Source organism: Gordonia lacunae (genome assembly GCF_002149015.1).
GTDB lineage: Bacteria > Actinomycetota > Actinomycetes > Mycobacteriales > Mycobacteriaceae > Gordonia > Gordonia lacunae.
In genome coordinates this window covers 125,009-145,571 of record NZ_NGFO01000012.1, presented here as the reverse complement: position 1 = coordinate 145,571, position 20,563 = coordinate 125,009, and the positions used below count along the sequence as shown (strand labels likewise).

Annotated in this window: 17 protein-coding genes; 9 read left to right on the top strand and 8 right to left on the bottom strand. The window is 70.4% G+C overall.

All coding sequences use genetic code 11. From position 1 onward, the window contains the following. Positions 1–9: 9 nt before the first annotated feature. Together CA982_RS12535 and CA982_RS12530 are read left to right on the top strand one after the other, a co-directional pair. Complete coding sequence (locus tag CA982_RS12535) at positions 10–4,623, top strand: ATP-dependent helicase (RefSeq protein ID WP_086535636.1); 4,614 nt, start codon at positions 10–12, stop codon at positions 4,621–4,623. 8 nt (positions 4,624–4,631) lie between these two features. After that, on the top strand, positions 4,632–5,423 hold the full coding sequence (locus CA982_RS12530; RefSeq protein WP_086535635.1) for a DNA-formamidopyrimidine glycosylase family protein: 792 nt from the start codon (positions 4,632–4,634) through the stop codon (positions 5,421–5,423). A gap of 16 nt (positions 5,424–5,439) precedes the next feature. On the opposite strand, the gene CA982_RS12525 is transcribed toward CA982_RS12530, so the two are convergent. Further along, complete coding sequence (locus tag CA982_RS12525; RefSeq protein ID WP_086535663.1) at positions 5,440–5,862, bottom strand: pyridoxamine 5'-phosphate oxidase family protein; 423 nt, start codon at positions 5,860–5,862, stop codon at positions 5,440–5,442. A gap of 87 nt (positions 5,863–5,949) precedes the next feature. Beyond that, positions 5,950–7,692, bottom strand: a complete 1,743-nt coding sequence (gene glpD, locus CA982_RS12520) for a glycerol-3-phosphate dehydrogenase (protein ID WP_086535634.1) — start codon at positions 7,690–7,692, stop codon at positions 5,950–5,952. 76 nt (positions 7,693–7,768) lie between these two features. Between glpD and glpK the strand changes: the two genes are divergently transcribed. Beyond that, positions 7,769–9,256 carry a glycerol kinase GlpK gene (gene glpK / locus CA982_RS12515; RefSeq protein ID WP_086535633.1) on the top strand — a complete coding sequence of 496 codons (1,488 nt, stop codon included), beginning with the start codon at positions 7,769–7,771 and terminating at the stop codon, positions 9,254–9,256. A gap of 13 nt (positions 9,257–9,269) precedes the next feature. On the opposite strand, the gene CA982_RS12510 is transcribed toward glpK, so the two are convergent. The 3 genes from CA982_RS12510 to CA982_RS12500 all read right to left on the bottom strand — a co-directional run bounded on the left by CA982_RS12510 (position 9,270) and on the right by CA982_RS12500 (position 12,702). Then, the gene (locus tag CA982_RS12510) at positions 9,270–9,710 is read right to left on the bottom strand and encodes a hypothetical protein (RefSeq protein WP_086535662.1); all 441 of its coding nucleotides are present in this window, start codon (positions 9,708–9,710) and stop codon (positions 9,270–9,272) included. A 34-nt stretch (positions 9,711–9,744) separates the two neighbouring features. Beyond that, positions 9,745–11,187, bottom strand: a complete 1,443-nt coding sequence (locus tag CA982_RS12505; RefSeq protein ID WP_086535632.1) for a hypothetical protein — start codon at positions 11,185–11,187, stop codon at positions 9,745–9,747. Positions 11,188–11,298: 111 nt separating this feature from the next. Further along, on the bottom strand, positions 11,299–12,702 hold the full coding sequence (locus CA982_RS12500; RefSeq protein WP_086535631.1) for an NAD(P)H-quinone dehydrogenase: 1,404 nt from the start codon (positions 12,700–12,702) through the stop codon (positions 11,299–11,301). A 247-nt stretch (positions 12,703–12,949) separates the two neighbouring features. Here CA982_RS12500 and CA982_RS12495 point away from each other — a divergent pair, with 247 nt between their 5' ends. Next, on the top strand, positions 12,950–13,429 hold the full coding sequence (locus CA982_RS12495; RefSeq protein ID WP_004021668.1) for a gamma-glutamylcyclotransferase family protein: 480 nt from the start codon (positions 12,950–12,952) through the stop codon (positions 13,427–13,429). A gap of 11 nt (positions 13,430–13,440) precedes the next feature. Here the strand turns inward: CA982_RS12495 and CA982_RS12490 are convergent, their stop codons facing one another. Beyond that, on the bottom strand, positions 13,441–14,640 hold the full coding sequence (locus CA982_RS12490; protein WP_086535630.1) for an amidohydrolase: 1,200 nt from the start codon (positions 14,638–14,640) through the stop codon (positions 13,441–13,443). Then, the gene (locus CA982_RS12485; RefSeq protein WP_086535629.1) at positions 14,640–15,338 is read right to left on the bottom strand and encodes an enoyl-CoA hydratase/isomerase family protein; all 699 of its coding nucleotides are present in this window, start codon (positions 15,336–15,338) and stop codon (positions 14,640–14,642) included. The genes CA982_RS12490 and CA982_RS12485 overlap by 1 nt, the downstream gene beginning before the upstream one ends. A gap of 102 nt (positions 15,339–15,440) precedes the next feature. Here CA982_RS12485 and CA982_RS12480 point away from each other — a divergent pair, with 102 nt between their 5' ends. Then, positions 15,441–16,244 carry a purine-nucleoside phosphorylase gene (locus CA982_RS12480; RefSeq protein ID WP_086535628.1) on the top strand — a complete coding sequence of 268 codons (804 nt, stop codon included), beginning with the start codon at positions 15,441–15,443 and terminating at the stop codon, positions 16,242–16,244. 40 nt (positions 16,245–16,284) lie between these two features. Continuing rightward, positions 16,285–16,935: a hypothetical protein gene (locus CA982_RS12475; protein ID WP_086535627.1), complete on the top strand. Its 651-nt coding sequence runs from the start codon at positions 16,285–16,287 to the stop codon at positions 16,933–16,935. Positions 16,936–17,063: 128 nt separating this feature from the next. Here CA982_RS12475 and upp read toward each other — a convergent pair whose 3' ends face one another. Next, positions 17,064–17,693, bottom strand: a complete 630-nt coding sequence (upp, locus tag CA982_RS12470) for a uracil phosphoribosyltransferase (protein ID WP_086535661.1) — start codon at positions 17,691–17,693, stop codon at positions 17,064–17,066. 183 nt (positions 17,694–17,876) lie between these two features. Between upp and CA982_RS12465 the strand changes: the two genes are divergently transcribed. The 3 genes from CA982_RS12465 to CA982_RS12455 all read left to right on the top strand — a co-directional run bounded on the left by CA982_RS12465 (position 17,877) and on the right by CA982_RS12455 (position 20,559). Further along, positions 17,877–18,185, top strand: coding sequence for a type VII secretion target (locus CA982_RS12465; RefSeq protein ID WP_244176242.1), 309 nt, complete (start codon positions 17,877–17,879; stop codon positions 18,183–18,185). Next, entirely contained in the window at positions 18,182–19,138 is a 957-nt protein-coding gene (locus tag CA982_RS12460) for a C40 family peptidase (protein WP_086535626.1), read from the top strand. Before CA982_RS12465 ends, CA982_RS12460 begins: the two co-directional genes overlap by 4 nt. Before the next feature lie 125 nt (positions 19,139–19,263). Further along, entirely contained in the window at positions 19,264–20,559 is a 1,296-nt protein-coding gene (locus tag CA982_RS12455) for a primosomal protein (RefSeq protein ID WP_086535625.1), read from the top strand. Positions 20,560–20,563 lie beyond the last annotated feature (4 nt).

Genomic DNA, 20,563 nt, shown 5'->3' with positions numbered 1-20,563 from the left:
AGTGGAGAGATGCCCCGCCCTTCGGTGCTCGACCGCTTCACCGCTCCCACCCGACGGTGGTTCTCCGGCGCGTTCACCTCGCCCACCGCCGCTCAGAAGGGCGCCTGGACGTCGATCGCCGACGGGGCGAACACCCTGGTCATCGCGCCGACCGGATCCGGCAAGACCCTCGCAGCCTTCCTGTGGGCGCTCGATCGGCTCGCCGCCGATCCCGACAACCGCACGGCAGGCACCAAGGTCGTCTACATCTCGCCGCTGAAGGCCCTGGCGGTCGACGTCGAGCGCAACCTGCGCGCCCCGCTGACCGGCATCACCCGCGCCGCCCAGGAACTGGACCTCCCGGAGCCGAACATCACCGTGGGCGTGCGTTCGGGCGACACCTCGGCCGCCGACCGGCGAGCGCTGGTCAAGACACCACCGGACATCCTCATCACGACCCCCGAGTCGCTGTACCTGATGCTCACCTCGGCGGCGCGGGAGAGCCTCACCGGCGTCGAGGCCATCATCGTCGACGAGGTGCACGCGGTCGCCGCGACCAAACGCGGCACCCATCTCGCACTGACCCTGGAACGCCTCGACGAGCTGCTGGACAAACCCGCTCAGCGGATCGGCCTCTCGGCGACCGTCCGGCCGCCCGAGGTGGTCGCGGGGTTCCTGTCGGGCGCCGCGCCGTGTCAGGTGGTCAAGCCCAAGGCCGACAAGACGTTCGACCTGCGGGTCGACGTCCCCGTCGAGGACATGGCCAACATCCCGCCCCCGGCGTCCGATGCCGACCCCGCCGCACTCGACGACGCGTTCTCGCCGACCGCCGGTTCGCTGTGGCCGTATGTCGAGGCCTCGATCGTCGACCAGATCGAGGCCAACCGGGCCACGATCGTGTTCGCCAACTCCCGACGCCTCGCCGAGAAACTCACCGCGCGGCTCAACGAGATCCACGCCGAACGCCATGGCGACCCGGTCGAGCCCACCGGCAATCCGTCGGTCGCCGGCGGCGCCCCGGCCTTCGTCATGGGCAGCGGCGCCAGTTCCGGTGCGGAGCCGGTACTCGCCCGCGCACACCACGGTTCGGTCAGCAAGGAGCAGCGCGCCCAGATCGAGGACGACCTCAAGGCCGGCCGCCTCTCGTGTGTGGTGGCCACCAGCTCACTGGAGCTCGGCATCGACATGGGCGCCGTCGATCTCGTCATCCAGGTGGAGTCCCCGCCGTCGGTGGCCAGCGGTCTGCAGCGGATCGGCCGGGCCGGCCACCAGGTCGGCGAGATCAGCCAGGGCATCCTCTATCCGAAGCACCGCACCGACCTGCTGCACTGCACCGTCACCGTGGGCCGGATGCTCGACGGCGCGATCGAGGAGATCAAGGTCCCGCAGAATCCGCTCGACATCCTCGCCCAGCAGACGATCGCGGCCGCGGCCGTCGACGACCTCGAAGTCGATCACTGGTACGAGGTGGTCCGGCGCGCGGCGCCCTATCGCGAACTGGGCCGGGGCGTCTTCGACGCCACCCTCGACCTGATCGCGGGCCGTTTCCCGTCGGACGAGTTCGCCGAGCTGCGCCCGCGCGTGAACTGGGACCGCGACGCCGGGGTGATCACCGGCCGGCGCGGGGCCCAGCGACTCGCGGTCACCTCGGGCGGTTCCATCCCCGACCGCGGTCTCTTCGGAGTGTTCATGGTGGGCGAGAAGGCCACTCGCGTGGGCGAACTCGACGAGGAGATGGTCTACGAGTCGCGGGTCGGCGACGTGTTCGCCCTCGGCGCCACCAGCTGGCGGATCGAGGACATCACCCACGACCGCGTGCTGGTCTCCCCCGCGTTCGGCCAGCCGGGCCGGCTGCCGTTCTGGATCGGCGATGCGATCGGACGCCCCGCCGAGCTCGGGGCCGCGATCGGCGCGTTCACCCAGTCGATCGCCGATCCCGGGAAACTCGACGACCACGCGGACCGGCTGGGACTCACCCAGAACGCCCGCACCAACCTCGCCACGCTCATCGCCGAGCAGCGCGAGGCGACGGGGCACCTGCCCACCGACCGCACCCTGGTGGTCGAACGGTTTCGTGACGAGCTCGGCGACTGGCGGGTGATCCTGCACTCCCCCTACGGTTTACGTGTCCACGCGCCCTGGGCGAGCGCGATCTCCCAGCGTCTGCTGGAGACCCTGGGGATCGAGGGTGCCACCACCGCCTCCGACGACGGCATCATCCTGCGGATGCCCGACACCGACGACGCCCCGCCCGGAGCCGACGTGTTCCTCCTCGACCCGGACGAGGTCGAGCAGCTCGTGACCGACGGTCTGGCGGACTCGTCGATGTTCGCCTCGCGTTTCCGCGAATGCGCCGCACGCGCACTGTTGTTGCCGCGGCGAGATCCGGGCCGGCGCGCCCCGCTGTGGCAACAGCGCCAGCGCAGCGCGCAATTGCTCTCCGTCGCGTCGAAGTTCCCCGACTTCCCGATCGTGCTGGAGGCCGTTCGCGAGTGCCTGCAGGACGTCTACGACCTCCCCGCTCTGCTCGATCTGCTGACCCGCATCCGCACGCGCCGGATCCGGGTGGTGGAGACCGAGACGCAGAGCCCGTCCCCGTTCGCCGCATCGCTGTTGTTCGGGTACGTCGGGGCGTTCATGTACGCCGACGACGCCCCACTCGCCGAGCGCCGGGCGGCCGCGCTCTCTCTCGACACCAGCCTGCTGGCACAACTCCTCGGTCGCGTCGACCTTCGCGAACTCCTCGATCCGGCCGTCATCGCCGAGGTGATCGCCCGCCTCCAGCGACTGTCCCCCGAGCGCCAGGCCCGCGACGCCGAGGACGTCGTCGACCTGCTGCGGTGGCTGGGACCCCTCACCACCGCGGAGGTCGAGGCCCGGTACCGCGGCGAGGAGCCCGCGCCCGATATGCTCGCCGAACTGCACCGCGTGGGACAGATCATCTCGGTGAACCACAACGCCCGCGCGCTGTGGGCAGCCATCGACGACACCGCCCGGCTGCGCGATGCCCTGGGAGTGCCTGCGCCGCTGGGTATCCCGGCTGCCTATCTCGAGCCGGTGCCCGATCCGGTCGGGGACCTCATCGGCCGGTACGCCCGCACCCACGGTCCGTTCACCGTGCCCGAGGCCTCCGCGGCCCTGGGCATCGCGACCGGGGTCGTGCGCGACACCCTCAAGCGCCTCGCATCGGAACGTCGCGTCGTCGAGGGCGATTTCCTGCCGGAGAGCGGGGAGGCCACACCTCGGGAGGGCCAGTGGTGCCACAGCGACGTGCTGGGTCAGATCCGGCGCGGCTCGCTGGCCGCGAGCCGCGCCGAGGTGGCACCGGTCGGCACCGAGGTGCTCACCCGTTTCCTCCTCGACTGGCAGCACGCCTCGCCGAACACTCGGCTCCGCGGCGTCGACGGGGTGGCCACCGTCATCGACCAGCTCGCCGGGTTCCCGCTGCCGGCGTCGGCGTGGGAGTCCCTCGTACTGCCCGCCCGGGTCTCCGACTACGCACCGCCGATGCTCGACGAACTGCTCAGCGCGGGCGAGGTGATCTGGTCGGGGCACGGCCGGATCGGCAACTCCGACGGGTGGGTGGCGCTGCATCCGGCCGACGTCGCCGTACTCACGTTGCCCGACGCCGACGAGATCGACACCAGCCCGGTGCACGACGGGGTGACGACCGCGCTGGGACCCGGCGGGGCACTGCGCTTCCCACAGATCGCCGCCGACATCAGCACCGGCACCACGACGCCGGCCGCCGACATCGAAACGGCCCTGTGGGACCTGGTGTGGGCCGGACACGTCAGCAACGACAGCTTCGCGCCCGTCCGGGCCCTACTGCAGCCGCGGCGCAATCCGTCGACGCCCCGTTCGGCCCCGGCTCATCGCGCACGCGGACGGGCGCCTCGGCTCCGCGCCGGGCGGCTGTCCGCCCGGTATCTGACCGAGCACTCCACGTCACCGCCGGTGTCCCCGACGGCGAGTGGACGTTGGTTCGCTCTCGACCACCCGCCGACCGAACCGACGATCGCCACCCAGGGACTCTGCGATCAGTTGCTCACCCGGTACGGCGTGATCACCCGCGGAAGCGTCGTCTCCGAAGAGGTCACCGGCGGATTCGCGCGGGTCTACAAGGCGCTCACCGTCTTCGAGGACAACGGTCACGTCCGCCGCGGCTACTACGTCGACGGCCTCGGGGGCGCGCAGTTCGCCTCGCCCGCCACGGTCGACGAACTGCGTCGGCATGCACTTCCCGATCGCAAACCGCCCCGCGAGGCGACGGTGCTGGCCGCGACCGACCCGGCCAATCCCTTCGGTGCGGCATTGGAGTGGCCACCGTCCCGCGACACCGAGGCCGGACACCGCCCGGGTCGCAAACCGGGAGCGCTCGTGGTCCTCGTCGACGGCGAGCTCGTGTGCTTCGTCGAGCGCGGCGGCAAGACGCTGCTCACGTTCAGCGATTCCATACCGCGTCTCGAGTCGGCGGCCGGCGCGCTGGTCGCACAGGTCCGACGCGGCCGGATCTCCCGCCTGACGATCGACCACATCGACTCGGAGCCGGTGCGCGCCACCGACTTCGGCAAGGTTCTCGTCGAAGCCGGGTTCTCGACGACCCCGCGCGGCATCCGCCTACGGTTCGGTGACCATACCTGAGGGGGACCATGCCTGAGGGCGATACCGTCTTCGCCGCCGCGGCGCGTCTACGGGCCGGACTCGGCGGCCGCGTGCTCGAGTCGACGGATTTCCGGATCCCGTCACTGGCGACCGCGGATCTGTCCGGCCGCGAGGTGTCGGCGGTCCGCTCGGTGGGCAAACACCTGCTGATCGATGTCGCCGAGAGCCGCCCGGGCGCCGGTGACGCCGTCAGCATCCACTCCCACCTGAAGATGGAGGGCGCCTGGCACGTTCATCCTCGCGGGCAACGGTGGCGACGGCCGGCCTACCAGGCCCGGGCGGTGCTGCGCACGGCCGATCACGAGGCCGTCGGTTTCGACCTGGGTGTCCTCGAGCTGCTCGCCGACCCCGATGCCGCACTCGCCTACCTCGGTCCCGACCTGCTCGCCGACGACTTCGATCGAGAGGAGGCGATCCGACGACTCGCGTCGAGGCCGGACGACACCATCGGAGCCGCACTGCTCGATCAACGCCTGATCGCGGGGATCGGCAACGTCTTCCGCAGCGAGATCTGCTTCCTGCGCCGGGTCCTGCCCACCCGGCCCGTCCGTGAGGTCGACCTCGGGCCGGTCGTCGACCTGAGCCGACGTCTGCTGTGGGCCAACCGATTGCGGTCGGCCCGGACCACCACCGGCAACACCTCGCCCAACGCACGGATGTGGGTCTACGGACGCCACGGTCGGCTGTGCCGACGCTGTGCCACCCCGGTGAAGCGCGGCGAACTCGAGTCACCCGGCGGGGAGCGTTCGATCTACTGGTGCCCTCGGTGCCAGATCTGAGCCGGTCGAGGGCCCCTCACACGGGGTAGCGCTCGGGCTCGGGCCCGAACTCGAAGCGGCGGGCGGTGATCGAGTCGACGGCGATCTCCACGTAGTTGTACTTCATCGTCGCAATCCAGGGACGCAGCGGCAGTTGGTCGGCCGCCTCGATCTCGTGGAGCGACACCAGGATCCGCGCCGTTCCCTTGGCGACCACACTCCAGCCGCCGGCGTCGGTGTGTCCGTCCGCCTCGAATGCCACCCGTGGATTCACCGCCAGCTCCGACAATTTCGTGCCCTCGCCGGACCGCAGCACGATGCGGCCGTCGGTCGCGTGGAAGTTCACCGGGAAGATGTCGGGTCGACCGTTGACGCTCAACGCGATCCGACCGAGCTCGGCTCCGCCCAACAGATCCCAGGCCTGGTCGGGGGTGAGCACCCGAACCGGTTCGTCGACCATGATCGTCTCCTTCTCCCCCACCCCGATCGTGCCGCGCGATCAGGGGCGAAGACAGAGGCCAACGTCCCGACTTGTCCGGAGACACCGTCACTTCGGAACGGGCACCGGCTCCAGGATCTCGGCCCTGGCCTCGGGGGCCGCGGCGCGCAGTGCGTCGGCGGAATCGTCGTCGGGTTGCTGCTGCGAGGCCACCTCTGCCTCCACGCGTGCGATGTAGGTCGCCACCTCGAAGTCGCGCTGCTCGGTGGTCCAGCCGAGCAACGGCGCGAGCAGGTCGGCGACCTCGTCGGCGCAGTCGACCCCGCGGTGCGAGTACTCGATGGCGATGCGGGTGCGTCGGGCGAGCACGTCCTCGAGATGCAATGCCGCCTCGTCGACCGCCGCGTACACCACCTCCACACGCAGATACTGCGGCGCCGCGGCGAGCGGCTGCAGCAGGCTCGTGTCCCCGTCGGCGTAGTAGAGCACGTCGTCGATCAGCGACCCGTACCGGTTGAGGAGACGGCGAATCCGGTACGGGTGCAGTCCGAATCGTCGCCCCAGGTGCTCGCACTGGTTGATGAGGGCGAAGTAACCGTCGGCACCGAGCAGCGGGACGCGTTCGGTGATCGACGGCGCGACGCGGGTCGGGATGAAGTCGTCGCAGGCGTCGACGGCATCGGCGGCCATCACCCGGTAGGTGGTGTATTTCCCGCCGGCGATCGACACGAGCCCGGGCGCGACGGTCGCGACCGCGTGCTCGCGGGACAGCTTCGACGTCTCGTCGTCCTCCCCGGCCAGCAACGGCCGGAGTCCGGCGTAGACGCCTTCGATGTCGTCGTGGGTGAGCTTGGTGACCAGGACCTCGTTGACGCGTTCGAGGATGTAGTCGATGTCGGCACGGGTGGCGGCCGGGTGCGCGAGGTCGAGGTTCCAGTCGGTGTCGGTGGTGCCGATGATCCAGTGCGTCTCCCAGGGGATGACGAACAAGACGGAATTGGCGGTGCGCAGGATGATCGCGGTCTCGCTGACGATGCGATCGCGCGGCACCACGATGTGCACCCCCTTCGACGCCCTGACCTTGAAGTGACCGCGCTGTTTGGACAGCGCCTGCACCTCGTCGGTCCACACCCCCGCGGCATTGATCACACAATGCGCACGGATCTCCGTCACGTCGCCGTTCTCGGTGTCGCGCACCCGGACTCCGAGCACCCGGTCGGATTCGCGCAGGAATCCGATCACCTGAGTGGAGGTACGGATGACCGCTCCGTAGTTGGCCGCAGTGCGGGCGACCGTGAGGCTGTGGCGAGCGTCGTCGACGACCGTGTCGTAGTACCGGATTCCGCCGATCAGCGAGTTGCGCTTGAGTGCCGGGGCCACGCGCAACGCGCCCGACCGGGTGACGTGCCGTTGTCCGGGAACGGACTTGGCGCCACCCATCCGGTCGTAGAGGAAGATGCCGGCCCCGACGTAGGGCCGCTCCCAGACACGTCGCGTGAGCGGATACAGGAACGGCAGGGGCTTCACCAGGTGCGGTGCGAGGAATCGCAGCGACAGCTCCCGTTCGCGCAGAGCCTCACGCACGAGCCCGAATTCGAGCTGCTCGAGATAGCGGAGACCACCATGGAACATCTTCGACGACCGACTCGACGTGCCCGAGGCGATGTCGCGCGCCTCCACGAGCGCCACCCGCAGCCCACGTGTCGCCGCGTCGAGTGCGGCGCCGACGCCCACCACGCCGCCGCCGATGACCACGACGTCGAACTGCTCCTCCCCGAATCTCCGCCACGCCTCCGCGCGGTAGAGGGGCCCCATGTCGGCCGGCCGGTCCGGGTTGAACTCGGTGTTCATGGTTGCCGAGCCTAATTGATCTCGGTGGGTCCGACAGCGTGCGACACTGTCCGGCGTGGGTAGGTCAGGCAAATACGTGGCGGCGATCGACCAGGGCACCACCTCGACCCGGGCGATGATCTTCGATCACAAAGGTCGCGTCGTCAGCGTCGAACAGCTCGAACACGAACAGATCTTTCCGCGCGCCGGGTGGGTGGAACACGACGCCGCCGAGATCTGGCGCAACACGCGCCGGGTCGGGGCCGCGGCCCTCGCCTCCGCGGAGCTGACCGCCAAGGACATCGTCGCGTGCGGCCTCACCAACCAGCGCGAGACCACCGTGATCTGGGATCGCAGCACCGGCAAGCCGGTGCACAACGCCATCGTCTGGCAGGACACGCGGACCGACGACCTGTGCACCGAACTCGCCGGCGACATCGGCATGGACCGCTACCGCGACCGCACCGGCCTGCCGTTGTCGACCTACTTCGCCGGCCCGAAGGCCCGCTGGCTGCTCGACTCCGTCGACGGCCTCCGCGAACGCGCCGAGAAGGGTGAAGTGTGTTTCGGCACAATGGATTCTTGGATGGCATGGAACATGACCGGCGGCGTCGACGGCGGTCAGCACGTCACGGACGTCACGAACGCCTCCCGCACGATGCTGATGGATCTGCGGACCCAGCAGTGGGACGGCGAGATCTGCGCCGAGATGGGCATCCCGATGGCGATGCTGCCCGAGATCAGGAGTTCCTCAGGCGATTTCGGAGCCCTGCGCGGCAACGGCCCCCTCCCCGGTGTGCCGCTCGCGGGCATCCTCGGAGACCAGCAGGCGGCGACGTTCGGCCAGGCCTGTCTGGAACCCGGTGAGGCCAAGAACACCTACGGGACCGGCAACTTCCTGCTCCTCAACACCGGCACCGAACCGGTCTTCAGCGAGCACGGCCTGCTCACCACCGTCTGCTACCGCATCGGCGAGCAGCCTGCGCGATACGCACTCGAGGGCTCGATCGCGGTGACCGGTTCACTCATCCAGTGGCTGCGCGACAACCTCGGGTTGATCTCGCAGGCGTCCGATGTCGAGCGCCTGGCCGCCGGGGTCGACGACAACGGGGGCGCCTACTTCGTCCCGGCGTTCTCCGGACTCTTCGCACCGCGTTGGCGCTCGGACGCCCGCGGCGTCATCGTGGGTCTCACCCGGTTCGTCGACAAGGGCCACATCGCGCGAGCAGCGTTGGAGGCCAGCGCTTTTCAAACCCGCGAGGTCATCGAGGCGATGCAGGCCGACTCCGGGGTGGAACTGTCCACGCTCAAGGTCGACGGCGGGATGGTCGTGAACGAACTGCTCATGCAGTTCCAGGCCGACATCCTCGATGTCCCCGTCGTGCGCCCGGTCGTCAACGAGACGACCGCTCTCGGCGCGGCCTACGCGGCCGGCCTGGCGGTCGGCTTCTGGGAGGGCGAGGACGACATCCGCGCCAACTGGGCCGAGGACAAGCGGTGGGAGCCGGGGATGGACGCGGACGAACGCGACCGTCTCTACACGGGATGGAACCGGGCGGTCGAGCACAGCTTCGGCCTGACCTGACCGGGTCCGCCCCTCACACCACGTGATCGGCGAGGACGGCGACCACACCGGCACTACCGCCGAGCGCGGCGGCGGCCTCGTAGGCCGTTTCGCGGAGCGCGTCGCGCGGCGAATCGCCGGTCGCCGACGCGGACATCGCCGCGACCGCGCAGTCGACGGCCCGGGCACGCCGGAAGCTGGCGCGCTGGGCGCCGACGTCGCCGCGGCGCTGGTGTGCGAACGCGTCGAAGTCGTGTTGGGCCGCGACCAGACGGAGTCGGGCGAGTCCGGCTGCCGTGGTACCGCCCTGCCGGCGCCAGTGGCCGATCACCTCGCGGATCTCGGGCGTCGACACCGCCGTCACGTCCAGAACGGTGGCGACGATCAGATGCAGGCACGCGGTGAGGTCCTCGTCGGGGACCGCGTCGACGAGTCGGGCGACGCCGCCGGGCAACCGGTCGACACGCCTCAGCACGGCGCCACCCTTGGCCTGCGGGGGTGACCGGCGATCACACCGGCTCCGGCCTTGCCGGTACCGGACCATCCGCGACAGTTCGGTCGTCGCCCGGAACCGGTTGTGCTGCAGTGCCGTTGTCGACCGGGGAATCGGTGTCGCCGGGCGTGGCGGACCGCGACGAGGAGGCCTCGCCGGGGTCGGCCGGACGAGGTTCGGCGACTGCCGGGAACGTCTGCCGGATCCAGTCGCCGAGCACCGGCGGGCCCACCAGCGGCATGTCGCCGACGATCTCCGCCCCGTGTTCCCGGTTGTGGAGGTACGGCGCGGCGCGATGGCGGTCGTCGTCGGCTCCGGGGCGCCGCCCACCACCCGGCATGCCGGCGAGCGGTGTCCCCGCCGGGCGCTGACCGACCGGCCCGGCCGAGGACGCGGGGGTGGCGGCGGTCGGGGTGGAGGGAGTCGGGGTCGCCGGCGTCGGAGGGGCGGGCGCGGCCGAGAGCGGTGGCGGGACCGCCCCCGGCGTCAGGAAGCAGGGCGTGGCCGTCGTCGACGCGGGAGTGCCCGATCCGGCGCCGCTTCCCGAAGCACTTCCGCGCGACCCGGCCTCCGCGGTCCCGTCGGCACCTGCGGTACGGCGCGATCCCGAGGTCGCCGCACCTCGCGGAGTCGACTCGGGGGTGGCCCGGCCTCCGCGGATCAGGCCGTCGGAACCATCGGGGGTGCCGCGGCCCGCGGGGCCCGAGGGCGGGCCCGCCGGGCCCGCCGGGCCCGCCGGCGTCGTCGACGAGCCGGGTCCGCCACCGCTCGGCGGCGGCCCGCCGGCGACGGCCGGGACAGGCACACCGGAGGATGCGGGACGACCGAAATCACCGGCGTCGACGGTGTTGCCCGCCTGCCCGCGCGCGGCATCCGATCCCGAGCCTACGGTTCCGGCAGACCCTCCGGTCCCTGCTCCCCCGAGTCCACCGGTGACCCCGTTGGCGCCGGTCGGGTCGTGTGGCAGCGCGTGCTGCAGTCCGATCATCGGCGACGAGTAGACGCCCGTCATGGCCCGGTCGGCCTCGTGGCGCACCGACGCCGCGTCCTCGGGGTTGTCCCGGATGTGCTGCTGCAACTCACGCAGCCGTTCCTCTTGTCCACGCGCCGACCCGAGGATGCCTGTCGCGCTCGTCAGCGCGTCACCGATCCGGGTCGCGGTGTCCGACGTCGACGTCAGATCAGCAGACAGCGACCGGCCTGCTTCGAGTGCCGCGTCGGAGGCCATCCCGAGCATGCCGTCGCCGAACATCGCGTGCATCCGTTCGGCGGCCCGCCGGACGGACTCGATCGCTTTCAGGATCGTCTCGACGTCACCGCTCGCGCGTCCCGGTTCCATGGTCCTCAGGACGTCGAGGATCTCGTCGATGCTCATGCCGGCCCACTGCGTGCGGTCGCCGTCGAACATGCGCTCGTTGCGACTGCCGTAGGTGTTGGAGGACTTCTCCGGCGAGGTCACGACACCCCCTTCGTCGCTGGCCGGGACGAACGAATTCGTCCGACCCTACCGTGGCATCGCCCGCCTCGGTGAACACCGGCACCGTCTGTGGACAGTGCGGCGGCGACCGTCTCAGTCCAGGTCGTCGTGACGAACCAGCTGCCGCGCGGCCTCGGTGATCGACCCGGTCAGCGACGGGTACACCGAGAAGGTCTGGGCGAGGTCGCCGACCGTCAGCTTGTTCTGCACCGCGAGGGCGATGGGCAGGATCAGCTCGGAGGCGTTTGGTGCCACCACGACGCCGCCGATGACGACCCCCGTGGCCGGCCGGCAGAAGATCTTCACGAAACCCCGGCGCAGACCGCTCATCTTGGCGCGCGGGTTGGTGGCCAGGGGCAGCATCACGGTGCGGGCCGGGTATTCGCCGGTGTCGATCGCGTTCTGCGACACCCCCACCGTCGCGATCTCCGGGCGTGTGAAGATCGCGGAGGCAACGGTTTTCAGCTTGATCGGGCTCACGCCCTCACCGAGGGCGTGATACATCGCGATGCGGCCCTGCATGGCGGCCACGGAGGCCAGCGGGAACAGACCGGTGCAGTCACCGGCCGCATAGATCCCGGCGACCGACGTGCGGGACACCCGGTCGACCTCGATGTAGCCGCCCTTGCCGACGGCGACGCCGGCGCGATCGAGTCCCAGGTCGGTGGTGTTGGGGACCGAACCGACGGTCATCAGCACATGGCTGCCGGTGACGGTCGAGCCGTCGGCCAGGTGCGCGGTGACCGAATCGCCGTGGCGCTCGACCTTGTCGGCGCGGGCGTGCTTCACCAACTCGACGCCACGCTCGGCGAGTGCGTCCTCCAGCACGAGCGCGGCGTCCTCGTCCTCGTGCGGGAGCACACGGTCGCGGCTCGACACCAGCGTCACCTTGACGCCCAGTTCGGTGTAGGCGTGGACGAACTCGGCGCCGGTGACGCCCGAGCCGATGACGATGAGGTGTTCGGGCAGGTCCTCGAGGTCGTAGAGCTGACGCCAGGTCAGGATGCGCTCACCGTCGGGCCGGGCGTCGGGCAGGACGCGGGGCGAGGCACCCGTCGCCAGCAACACCACGTCGCCGTCGTAGCGTTCGGTGGTCCCGTCGGGGAGAGTCGCGACGACGCTGTGGGTCGACACGCCGACCTGCCGCTCGTCGAGCACCGCGGTCCCGGAGACGAGCTTGACGCCCTCGCTGATGAGCCGGGACCGGATGTCTGCGGACTGGGCGAACGCGAGGTCGCGGACTCGCTGGTGGATCTGCGGCAGCGTGACCGAGGTGTCCTCGGTCTTGATGTTGATACCCAGGTCGACAGCGCGCCGGACCTCGGTGCGAATACCGGTGGACGCGATGAACGTCTTGGACGGCACGCAGTCCCACAGCACACAGGCGCCGCCGATCCCGTCCGAATCGATCACCGTGATGTCGGCGCCGTAGGCGGCCGCCGCGAGCGCCGCCTCGTAACCCGCAGGTCCACCGCCGATGATGACGATCCTGGTCACTGTCACTCCTGTTCTCCACGCCGGTTCGTCGCGGCGCCCTTCGTGGGGATGCTGCGTCCGGCTGCGTGGTGTAGCTCGACGGGGAGCGCGGGGTGGTGCGTTCCCTCGGGTCGGCGAGACGGCCGATCCCGTGCGCGCCGCCTACCAAACTAGTCGTGCGGGTGCGGCGGTGTGAACGTGGTCGCACACTGCGCCGGCGGGCCGGTGTCGCCTTCCGGACTCGGCGACGACCATCTAGGCTCCATCCGTGCCCATCTATGCCGCCTACGGATCCAACATGCATCCCGAGCAGATGGCCGAGCGCGCCCCGCACTCGCCGATGTCGGGCACCGGATGGCTCCGTGGCTGGCGTCTGACGTTCGGGGGCGGCGACATCGGGTGGGAGGGGTCACTGGCCACGGTGACCGAGGACCGCGACGACCCCGACGCGCGGGTGTTCGTGGTTCTCTACGACGTCACCACCGAAGACGAGGACCTCCTCGACCGGTGGGAGGGCTCCGAACTCGGCATCCACCGCAAGATCCGGGCCCGTGTCGACACCGCGGACGGCCCGGTCCTCGCCTGGCTGTACGTCCTCGACGCGTTCGAGGGCGGACTTCCCTCGGCGCGCTACCTGGGTGTCATGGCCGAGGCGGCCGAGATCGCGGGTGCCCCCGCCGAGTACGTGCAGGACCTGCGCTTGCGCGAGTCGCGCAACGTCGGCCCCGGCCCGGGTCCCGCGGAGTAGCCGCCGGCCGACTAGCCGGCCGCGCTCGTCGCGTTCAACACGATCCCGGCCAGTGCGCGGACCCCGATCGCGAGGGCGCGTTCGTCGAGATCGAAGTTCGGTGCGTGCAGATCGACCTGTGGCCCGAATCCGTCCCACACGCCCAGGCGAGCCATCGCCCCGGGCACGTGTTCGAGATACCAGGAGAAATCCTCGCCGCCGGGTGACTGCGGTGTGTCCGCGATGGCCTGCGGGCTGATCGCGGCGACCGATCGCTCGAACATGGCGACCGCGATCTCGTCGTTGACAACCGGCGGCACGCCGCGGAAGTACGAGAGGTCGTAGCGGACACCGAGCGGAGCCAGGAGTTCGCCGACGACGCTGCGGACGAGCGGTTCGAGCTCGGCCCAGGTGGTGTGGTCGCCGGTGCGGACCGTCCCCCGCATGCGTCCCTCCTGCGGGATGGCGTTGGCCGCACTGCCGGCATTGGCGGCGCCCCACACCATCACCGTCCCCGACCTCGGGTCGACGCGGCGCGACAACACCCCGGGCAGTCCGGTGATCACCGTGCCCATCGCGTAGATCAGGTCTCCGGTCAGATGCGGTCGCGACGTGTGCCCGCCGGCGGAATGCAGCTGGAGGTCGATGTGGTCGGCCGCAGAGGTCAACGGGCCGGACCGCAGCCCGACTGTGCCGACCGGCAGTCGCGGATCGCAGTGCAGGGCGAAGATGCGGCCGAGACCGCTGGTCACCCCGGCCTCGATGGCGTCGAGGGCGCCGCCGGGCATGACCTCCTCGGCCGCCTGGAAGATCAGCCGGACACCGACGGGCAGCGGTTCGGCCGCCGCGAGCAGTTTCGCGACGCCGATCAAGATGGCCGTGTGCGCGTCGTGTCCGCAGGAATGCGACGCGCCCTCCACCGCCGAGGTGAACGGCAGACCGGTGTGTTCGGTGACCGGCAGGGCGTCCATGTCCGCGCGCAGCGCGATCCGGGGCTCACCGGCCGGCCCCAGGTCGCACACGACCCCGGTACCCAACGGGAGCCGGCGCGGGTCGAGCCCGACGGCGGTGAGTTCACTCATCACCAGCTCTGTGGTCCGCACCTCCTGCCGGGACAGCTCCGGATGCGCGTGGATCGCACGGCGCCACGCGATGAGGTCGGTGCCGTGCTCGGCGAGCCACGAGTCGATGGGGTCGCCCGCCGCGGCGAAACCCGCTCCCGCGGCCGACATCAGAAGACCCCGGGCGGGGTCGGACGCGCGAGATCGTCGAGCAGGGGGGCGCGCAGTCCGCGTTTGATCAGTGCGAGATTGGGGCCCACGGTCGCGGCACGGGCGCCGGCGATCTCGGCGGCCCGGGCCGTGAGGCGATCGGCGTCGACGGCCTCGTCCACGATCCCCGCGCCGACCGCGTCGTCGGCGCCGTATCGCCGGCTCGTGTACATCGCCTCGGTCGCGGTGCGGTCGGTGAGACGGGTGCGTAGCAAGGTGGCCATTCCCCGGGTGAAGGGCATGGTGAGGGCGGCCTCGGGAAGCGACCAGAATCCGCGCTGGGTGCGCATCAGGACGTGGTCGGCGCACAGCGCGAGCATGGCGCCGGCACCGAAGGCGTGTCCGTTGACCGCGCTGACCGTGGGAACCGGCAGGGTGAGGACCTTCGCGTACACCGCGTGCACACGGTCGAGGTACGCGGGCAGCTGATCGGGAGCGGCGACGATGTGATCGGTGTCCAGTCCGTTCGAGAAGAACTTCCCGGTGGCGGTGATCACCAGCGGACGCGTCGGGGTGGCGACGACCTCGTCGAGCAGTCGCTCGACCTCGTCCAACCATTCCACCCGGAACCGGTTCTCCGGATTGGACTCGCTGATCTCCTCACCGTGCGCTCCGAGATGGAGTTCGACGACCTCCCCGGCATCGTTCAGAAATGGCATGTTCCGACCTTATCGCCCCCGAGGTCGCCGCCGCCGACCCGATCGGTCGGCGCGCAGCCGTGATGGGGTCGTACGGGCTGGAGAACGGTTTAGGGTTGGCGCATGGACCCCACCGCCGACGCAGACGCCGCAGCCATCGTCGCCGCGGCCACGATCGCCGCCGAGACCGACGCCGCCGCACACGATGTGGCCGTCATCCTGGGGTCGGGGTGGTCGCCCGCGGCCGAGGCCTTCGGTAGGCCCATCCGCTCGTTGCCGATGGCGTCGATCCCCGGTTTCGCCCCGCCCGCGGCCGCCGGTCACGGCGGAGTCGTCCACTCCGTCCGGATCGGTGATCGACGGGTTCTGTTGATGCTCGGGCGGATTCACGCCTACGAGGGACACGACCTCGCCCGCGTGGTCCACCCGGTCCGCACCGCCGCGGCGGCCGGTGTCCACACCGTCGTCCTCACCAATGCGGCGGGCGGGTTGCGCGAGGACATGTCGGTCGGGCAACCCGTCCTCCTCGCCGACCACCTGAACCTCACGGCCCGTTCCCCCCTGGTCGGTGCTCAGTTCGTCGACCTGGTCGACGCGTACTCACCACGCCTACGAAAGATCGCGCAGGGTATCGATCCGGCGCTCGCCGAGGGTGTCTATGCCGGACTCCCCGGTCCGCACTACGAGACCCCCGCCGAGATCCGGATGCTGCGGACGATGGGCGCCGACCTGGTCGGGATGTCGACCGTGCACGAGACCATCGCCGCCCGGGCCGCCGGGCTCGACGTGCTCGGGATCTCGCTGGTCACCAACCTCGCCGCCGGCATGACCGGCGAACACCTGAGCCATGCGGAGGTACTCGAGGTGGGTCGCACGTCGGCTACCCGGATGGGTGAGCTGCTGGCACAGATCATCGGCGAACTGTAGACCCTCACCGACGTCCGGCCGGCCGAACCGAAGGAGCGACATGAGCTATCCACCGACCGGTCCCGGCGGCTACCCGCGGGGCGGTTACCCGTCGGGTCCCGTGCCGCCCGGCCCGCCTCGGTCGCCGTGGTCGTCGCCCGCGGTGCTGGTGGCGATCGGCGCCGGGGTGCTGCTGGTGGTCGTGGGCGTGCTCGCGGCGCTGCTGTTGATCCCCGGCGACGACGAGTCCGCCGGCCGCGACGCCGCTGCCGGCGGACCGCCCTCGGCCTCGACCTTCACGAGCACGATCACCCGACCCGCCGAGACGACGACGCCCACCACCGCGACACCCACCACGACCTCGCCGACGCCCGACCGGCCCACCCCCACTGTCTCGGGCGCGGACTGGCAGGGGTTCACGACCGGCCCCCGCTGCAACGCCGCGGGCGACCCCGCTGTCGTCGTCGGGCAGACCTCGCGGTCGCGGGTCGTGATCTGCCAGGTCGGCACCCAGACGGGACGCTGGTACTACAAGGGCCTCGCGGCCGAGGGTGGAATCGAGCTGCAGTTCCCGACCCGCACCGGCGACACCTTCGAAGCCCGCAACGGCGGGGTGCGCTACCTCGTCTCGCCGACGAGCCTCACCATCGTCGAGGGCGTCACCGTCCTGACCGAGGAGCCGATGCTGGCGTACTGGTCGCTGCCCGGCTGAGACTCCGCGCCAAGCGGCACCGGCACGAACAGCACCCCAGAAGTGGTGTCGGCGAGCGCTTGTCGATGCGGCACACGCCACGGGCTCCGACGTCGACGAGCGCGCTGGGCAGTCGGTCCGCCAGGCCGCTAGGAGTAGCGCGGACCGAACTGCCGGTCGCCGGCGTCACCGAGGCCCGGCACGATGTAGTTGACCTCGTTGAGGCCGTTGTCGACCGCCGCCACCACGAGTCGGCACGGGTGGCCCGATTCCTTCAGCGCCGCAACGCCTTCGGGGGCGGCGACAACGCACACCGCAGTGATGTCGGTGGCATTGCGGGCAACCAGGAGTTCGATCGTGTGCAGCATCGAACCACCGGTGGCGAGCATCGGATCGAGGACGAACACCGGCCGCCCCGACAGATCCTCCGGGAGCGATTCGAGGTAGGGCACCGGCTGCGCGGTCTCCTCGTCGCGGGCCAGGCCCACGAAACCGACGTGCGCCTCGGGGACCATCGCGTGTGCCTGCTCCACCATGCCGAGACCGGCACGCAACACCGGCACCAGCAGCGGCGGAGACGCCAGCCTCGAGCCGGTGTGCGCCGTCAGCGGCGTGTCGATCACGACGTCGGCGCGCGGCGCACCGGCGAGCGCCTCGTAGATCAGCATCTGGGTCAGATCGGACAGCGCGGCCCGGAATCCGGCGTTGTCGGTGGTCTTGTCGCGCATGGTGGTCAGCCGCGCGGCCGCAAGGGGATGGTCGACGATCAGGGACTCCATGCCCATCACCCTATTTCCTCGGTGGAGGTGGCGTGCCCCTTGGGCGAGTCCCGCACTCCCGTCGCTGTGCGCCGAAATCCGATGGAACCCATCTCGGTCCCGCCGCGTCTGAATCCCATGAGCCCGTCCTCCCCGCTCCCCGATCCCGTCCCAGCCCGACCAGGCCTCCCTGCGGACACCCGCATGTCGGTCGATTCGTCTGCGTTGCACGACTTCTCCGACGCACACCGCACCAATGCCCGGGCACTCGACGGCGCCTCCGGCAGCGACGACGCCGCCGTGGTGGACCTCGCCATCACCTTCGGACTGATCGGAATCGAGTTCCTCGCCGCCGTCGTGGAATTCCTCGACCTGCATCGCCAAGGCCTCGCGGCCGCGGCGAGGCGGGAGGAGCGCGTCGGGGTCACCACGAGTTCGGCAGCCGCGTCCTACGCCGACTGCGACTGCGCGGCCGCCCACCGGGTCATGGCACGGAGTGAGCTGACGCTGTGATCGCCGTCGAGCTCCTCATCGAGCCGTTGCGTCAGCTCGTCGCCGCGCTGGGCACAGGCGTCCTGGCACCGGGCAACCCCGTCGAGCGGGTCCGGACCGATGCGGCCGCCGTCGAATCGGTGCGCCGCCGATCGACGTCGGCCACCGAATCGGTCCGCGTCCGCTGGGACGGGGCGGGGGCGGCGGGCGCCGACGACACGACGACGGCGATCCAGCAGCAGCTCAGCGGACTCACCGACTCCGCCGTCGAGTTCAGCCGGCTCGTCGAGAACGCGAGTCGGACCGTTCACGCGGCGTCGACCGGACTGAACGGACTGGTGGATTCCCTGGAACGGCATGTCCGTGACCTCACCGGCGGACTGGCCAGTCCGGCAGGGCTTCTCGCAGCACTGCCGATAGCCGTCGAGCACCTCGGACGGGGTGTGGAGATCGTCTCCCGCGCCCGCGCCGAGCTCGGCTCGGACACCGAGGCGTTGGCCGGCCTGGCCCGGCGGACGGCCCCGGCCGAGGTGACCGGCGTCGGTTACGGCGACGACCCGTTGTCCGCGGCCCCCACCCCCGGCGGTGTACCGATCACCCTGCCCGACGGCTCGGTCGCCTACGCTCCGAACCAACGAGCGGCCACCGCGGTGCGGGCCGCGCTCAGCCAACGCGGGGTTCCCTATGTCTGGGGCGGCACCACACCGGACGGATTCGACTGCAGCGGCTTCACCCAGTGGGCCTACCGTCAGGCCGGAGTCGAGCTCCCCCGCCTCGCCCAGGACCAGGACACCGCAGGCCATCCGGTCTCGCAGGCGCACCTGCAGCCCGGGGACCTCGCCGTGTGGTCCGGGCACGTCGCGATGTACATCGGCAACGGTCAGATGGTCGAAGCCGGTGACCCGGTGGGCGTCTCGCCGGTGCGGACCTCCAACCTCGACCAGGCGTTCGAGGGCTTCTTCCGTCCCCGGTGAGCATCGGGGGACGCCCGATGCTCCACACCGGTCCGCCGAGTTCATCGAAATGTCGTCGGCACACCACCGACCGTCTGTGGGGGCACTACTGGATTCGCCGCCGACAATCGCTAGGCTGTGTCCCCATGGCCGGAGACATCGTCCCGATTGAGCTCGGACTCACCGACGGAAACAGCTTCACCCTGTGGGCACCCCGCTGGCGTGAGGGTGATGACGAGTGGGAGGCCTTCCTCGGACTCGACGAGGATCTGTATGTGCTGCCCGGTGTCGCCGAGCTCGCCGCCTTCATCCGGACCAGCGAGGACAACGACCTCGTCGAGCATCCCGCCTGGTCGACTGTGGTCGGTGTGCAGGCCGAGGAACTGATTCCCGACGAGCGTCACAGTTACGACCTCGTCGGCGTGCCCGAGCTCGCCGCCGAGGATCCGACGCCGGAGGTCATCGCCGAACTCGAGGACGCTCTCGAGATCGTGCGCATCCTCGGCGAGGTCTGCGAACTGACGCCGATCACCAAGTTCTTCAACGGCAACCCCATCCTGGGAGCCGTCACCACCGGCACACGCAACTTCGACGGCCGCGAGGGCACCGACCTCTGGGTACGCATCGGCCGGTTGATCGCCAAGCACTGGGACGACGTGCTCGACGCCATCGACGGGGTCATCAGCACCCCGAAGGTCGATGCGAAGGCCGTCGAGACCGCCGAGGCCGAGCTCGAGGCCGCGGCATCCGCGGAGGACGAGGACGAGCCCACCGACGACGACATCGAGATCGTCGGTGCCGCCGACACCGACGATGACGAGTCCGCCGATGCCGAGGACGACGACCTCGTCGACGAAGACAACGAGGACGAGGACGAAGACGAGGACGACGACGATTTCTGGGCGTCGGTCGGCATCGACCCGGTCAAGATCGTCACGAGCGCGAACGAGTACCTGACACTCCGGTGCTACCTCGGCGACGATCCGGTCTTCCTGGGGAGCAAGGGCAAGATCTTCGTGTTCACCTCGGCACGCTCGTTGTCACGGTTCCTCGCCGACGACAACACGCACGACCTCGCCGACCTGTCGACGTTCGACGAGGTCCGCACCGAGGCCACCAACGGCTCTCTGGAATTCGACGTCATCGACGACAACGTCTACGTGCTGCCCGGCCTGGCCGACGACATCGCCGACGGTCCGCGCCGCATGGACCGCGACCAGCTCGACCTCGCGGTCGAACTGTTCACCGACGCAGCCGACTACGCCGGCGACAACACGGTCACCGAGGCCCTGGGCACCACCACCCCGCTCGGCTGGTTCGTGGACTACACGGTCAACCCCGACCCCAAGCGGATGGCGCCCAGCGGCCCGTTCGACAACGAGGCCGAGGCATGGCGCGCGCTCGAGCACGACTTCGAGGCCCGGCTCACGAAGAAGGGCTGACCGG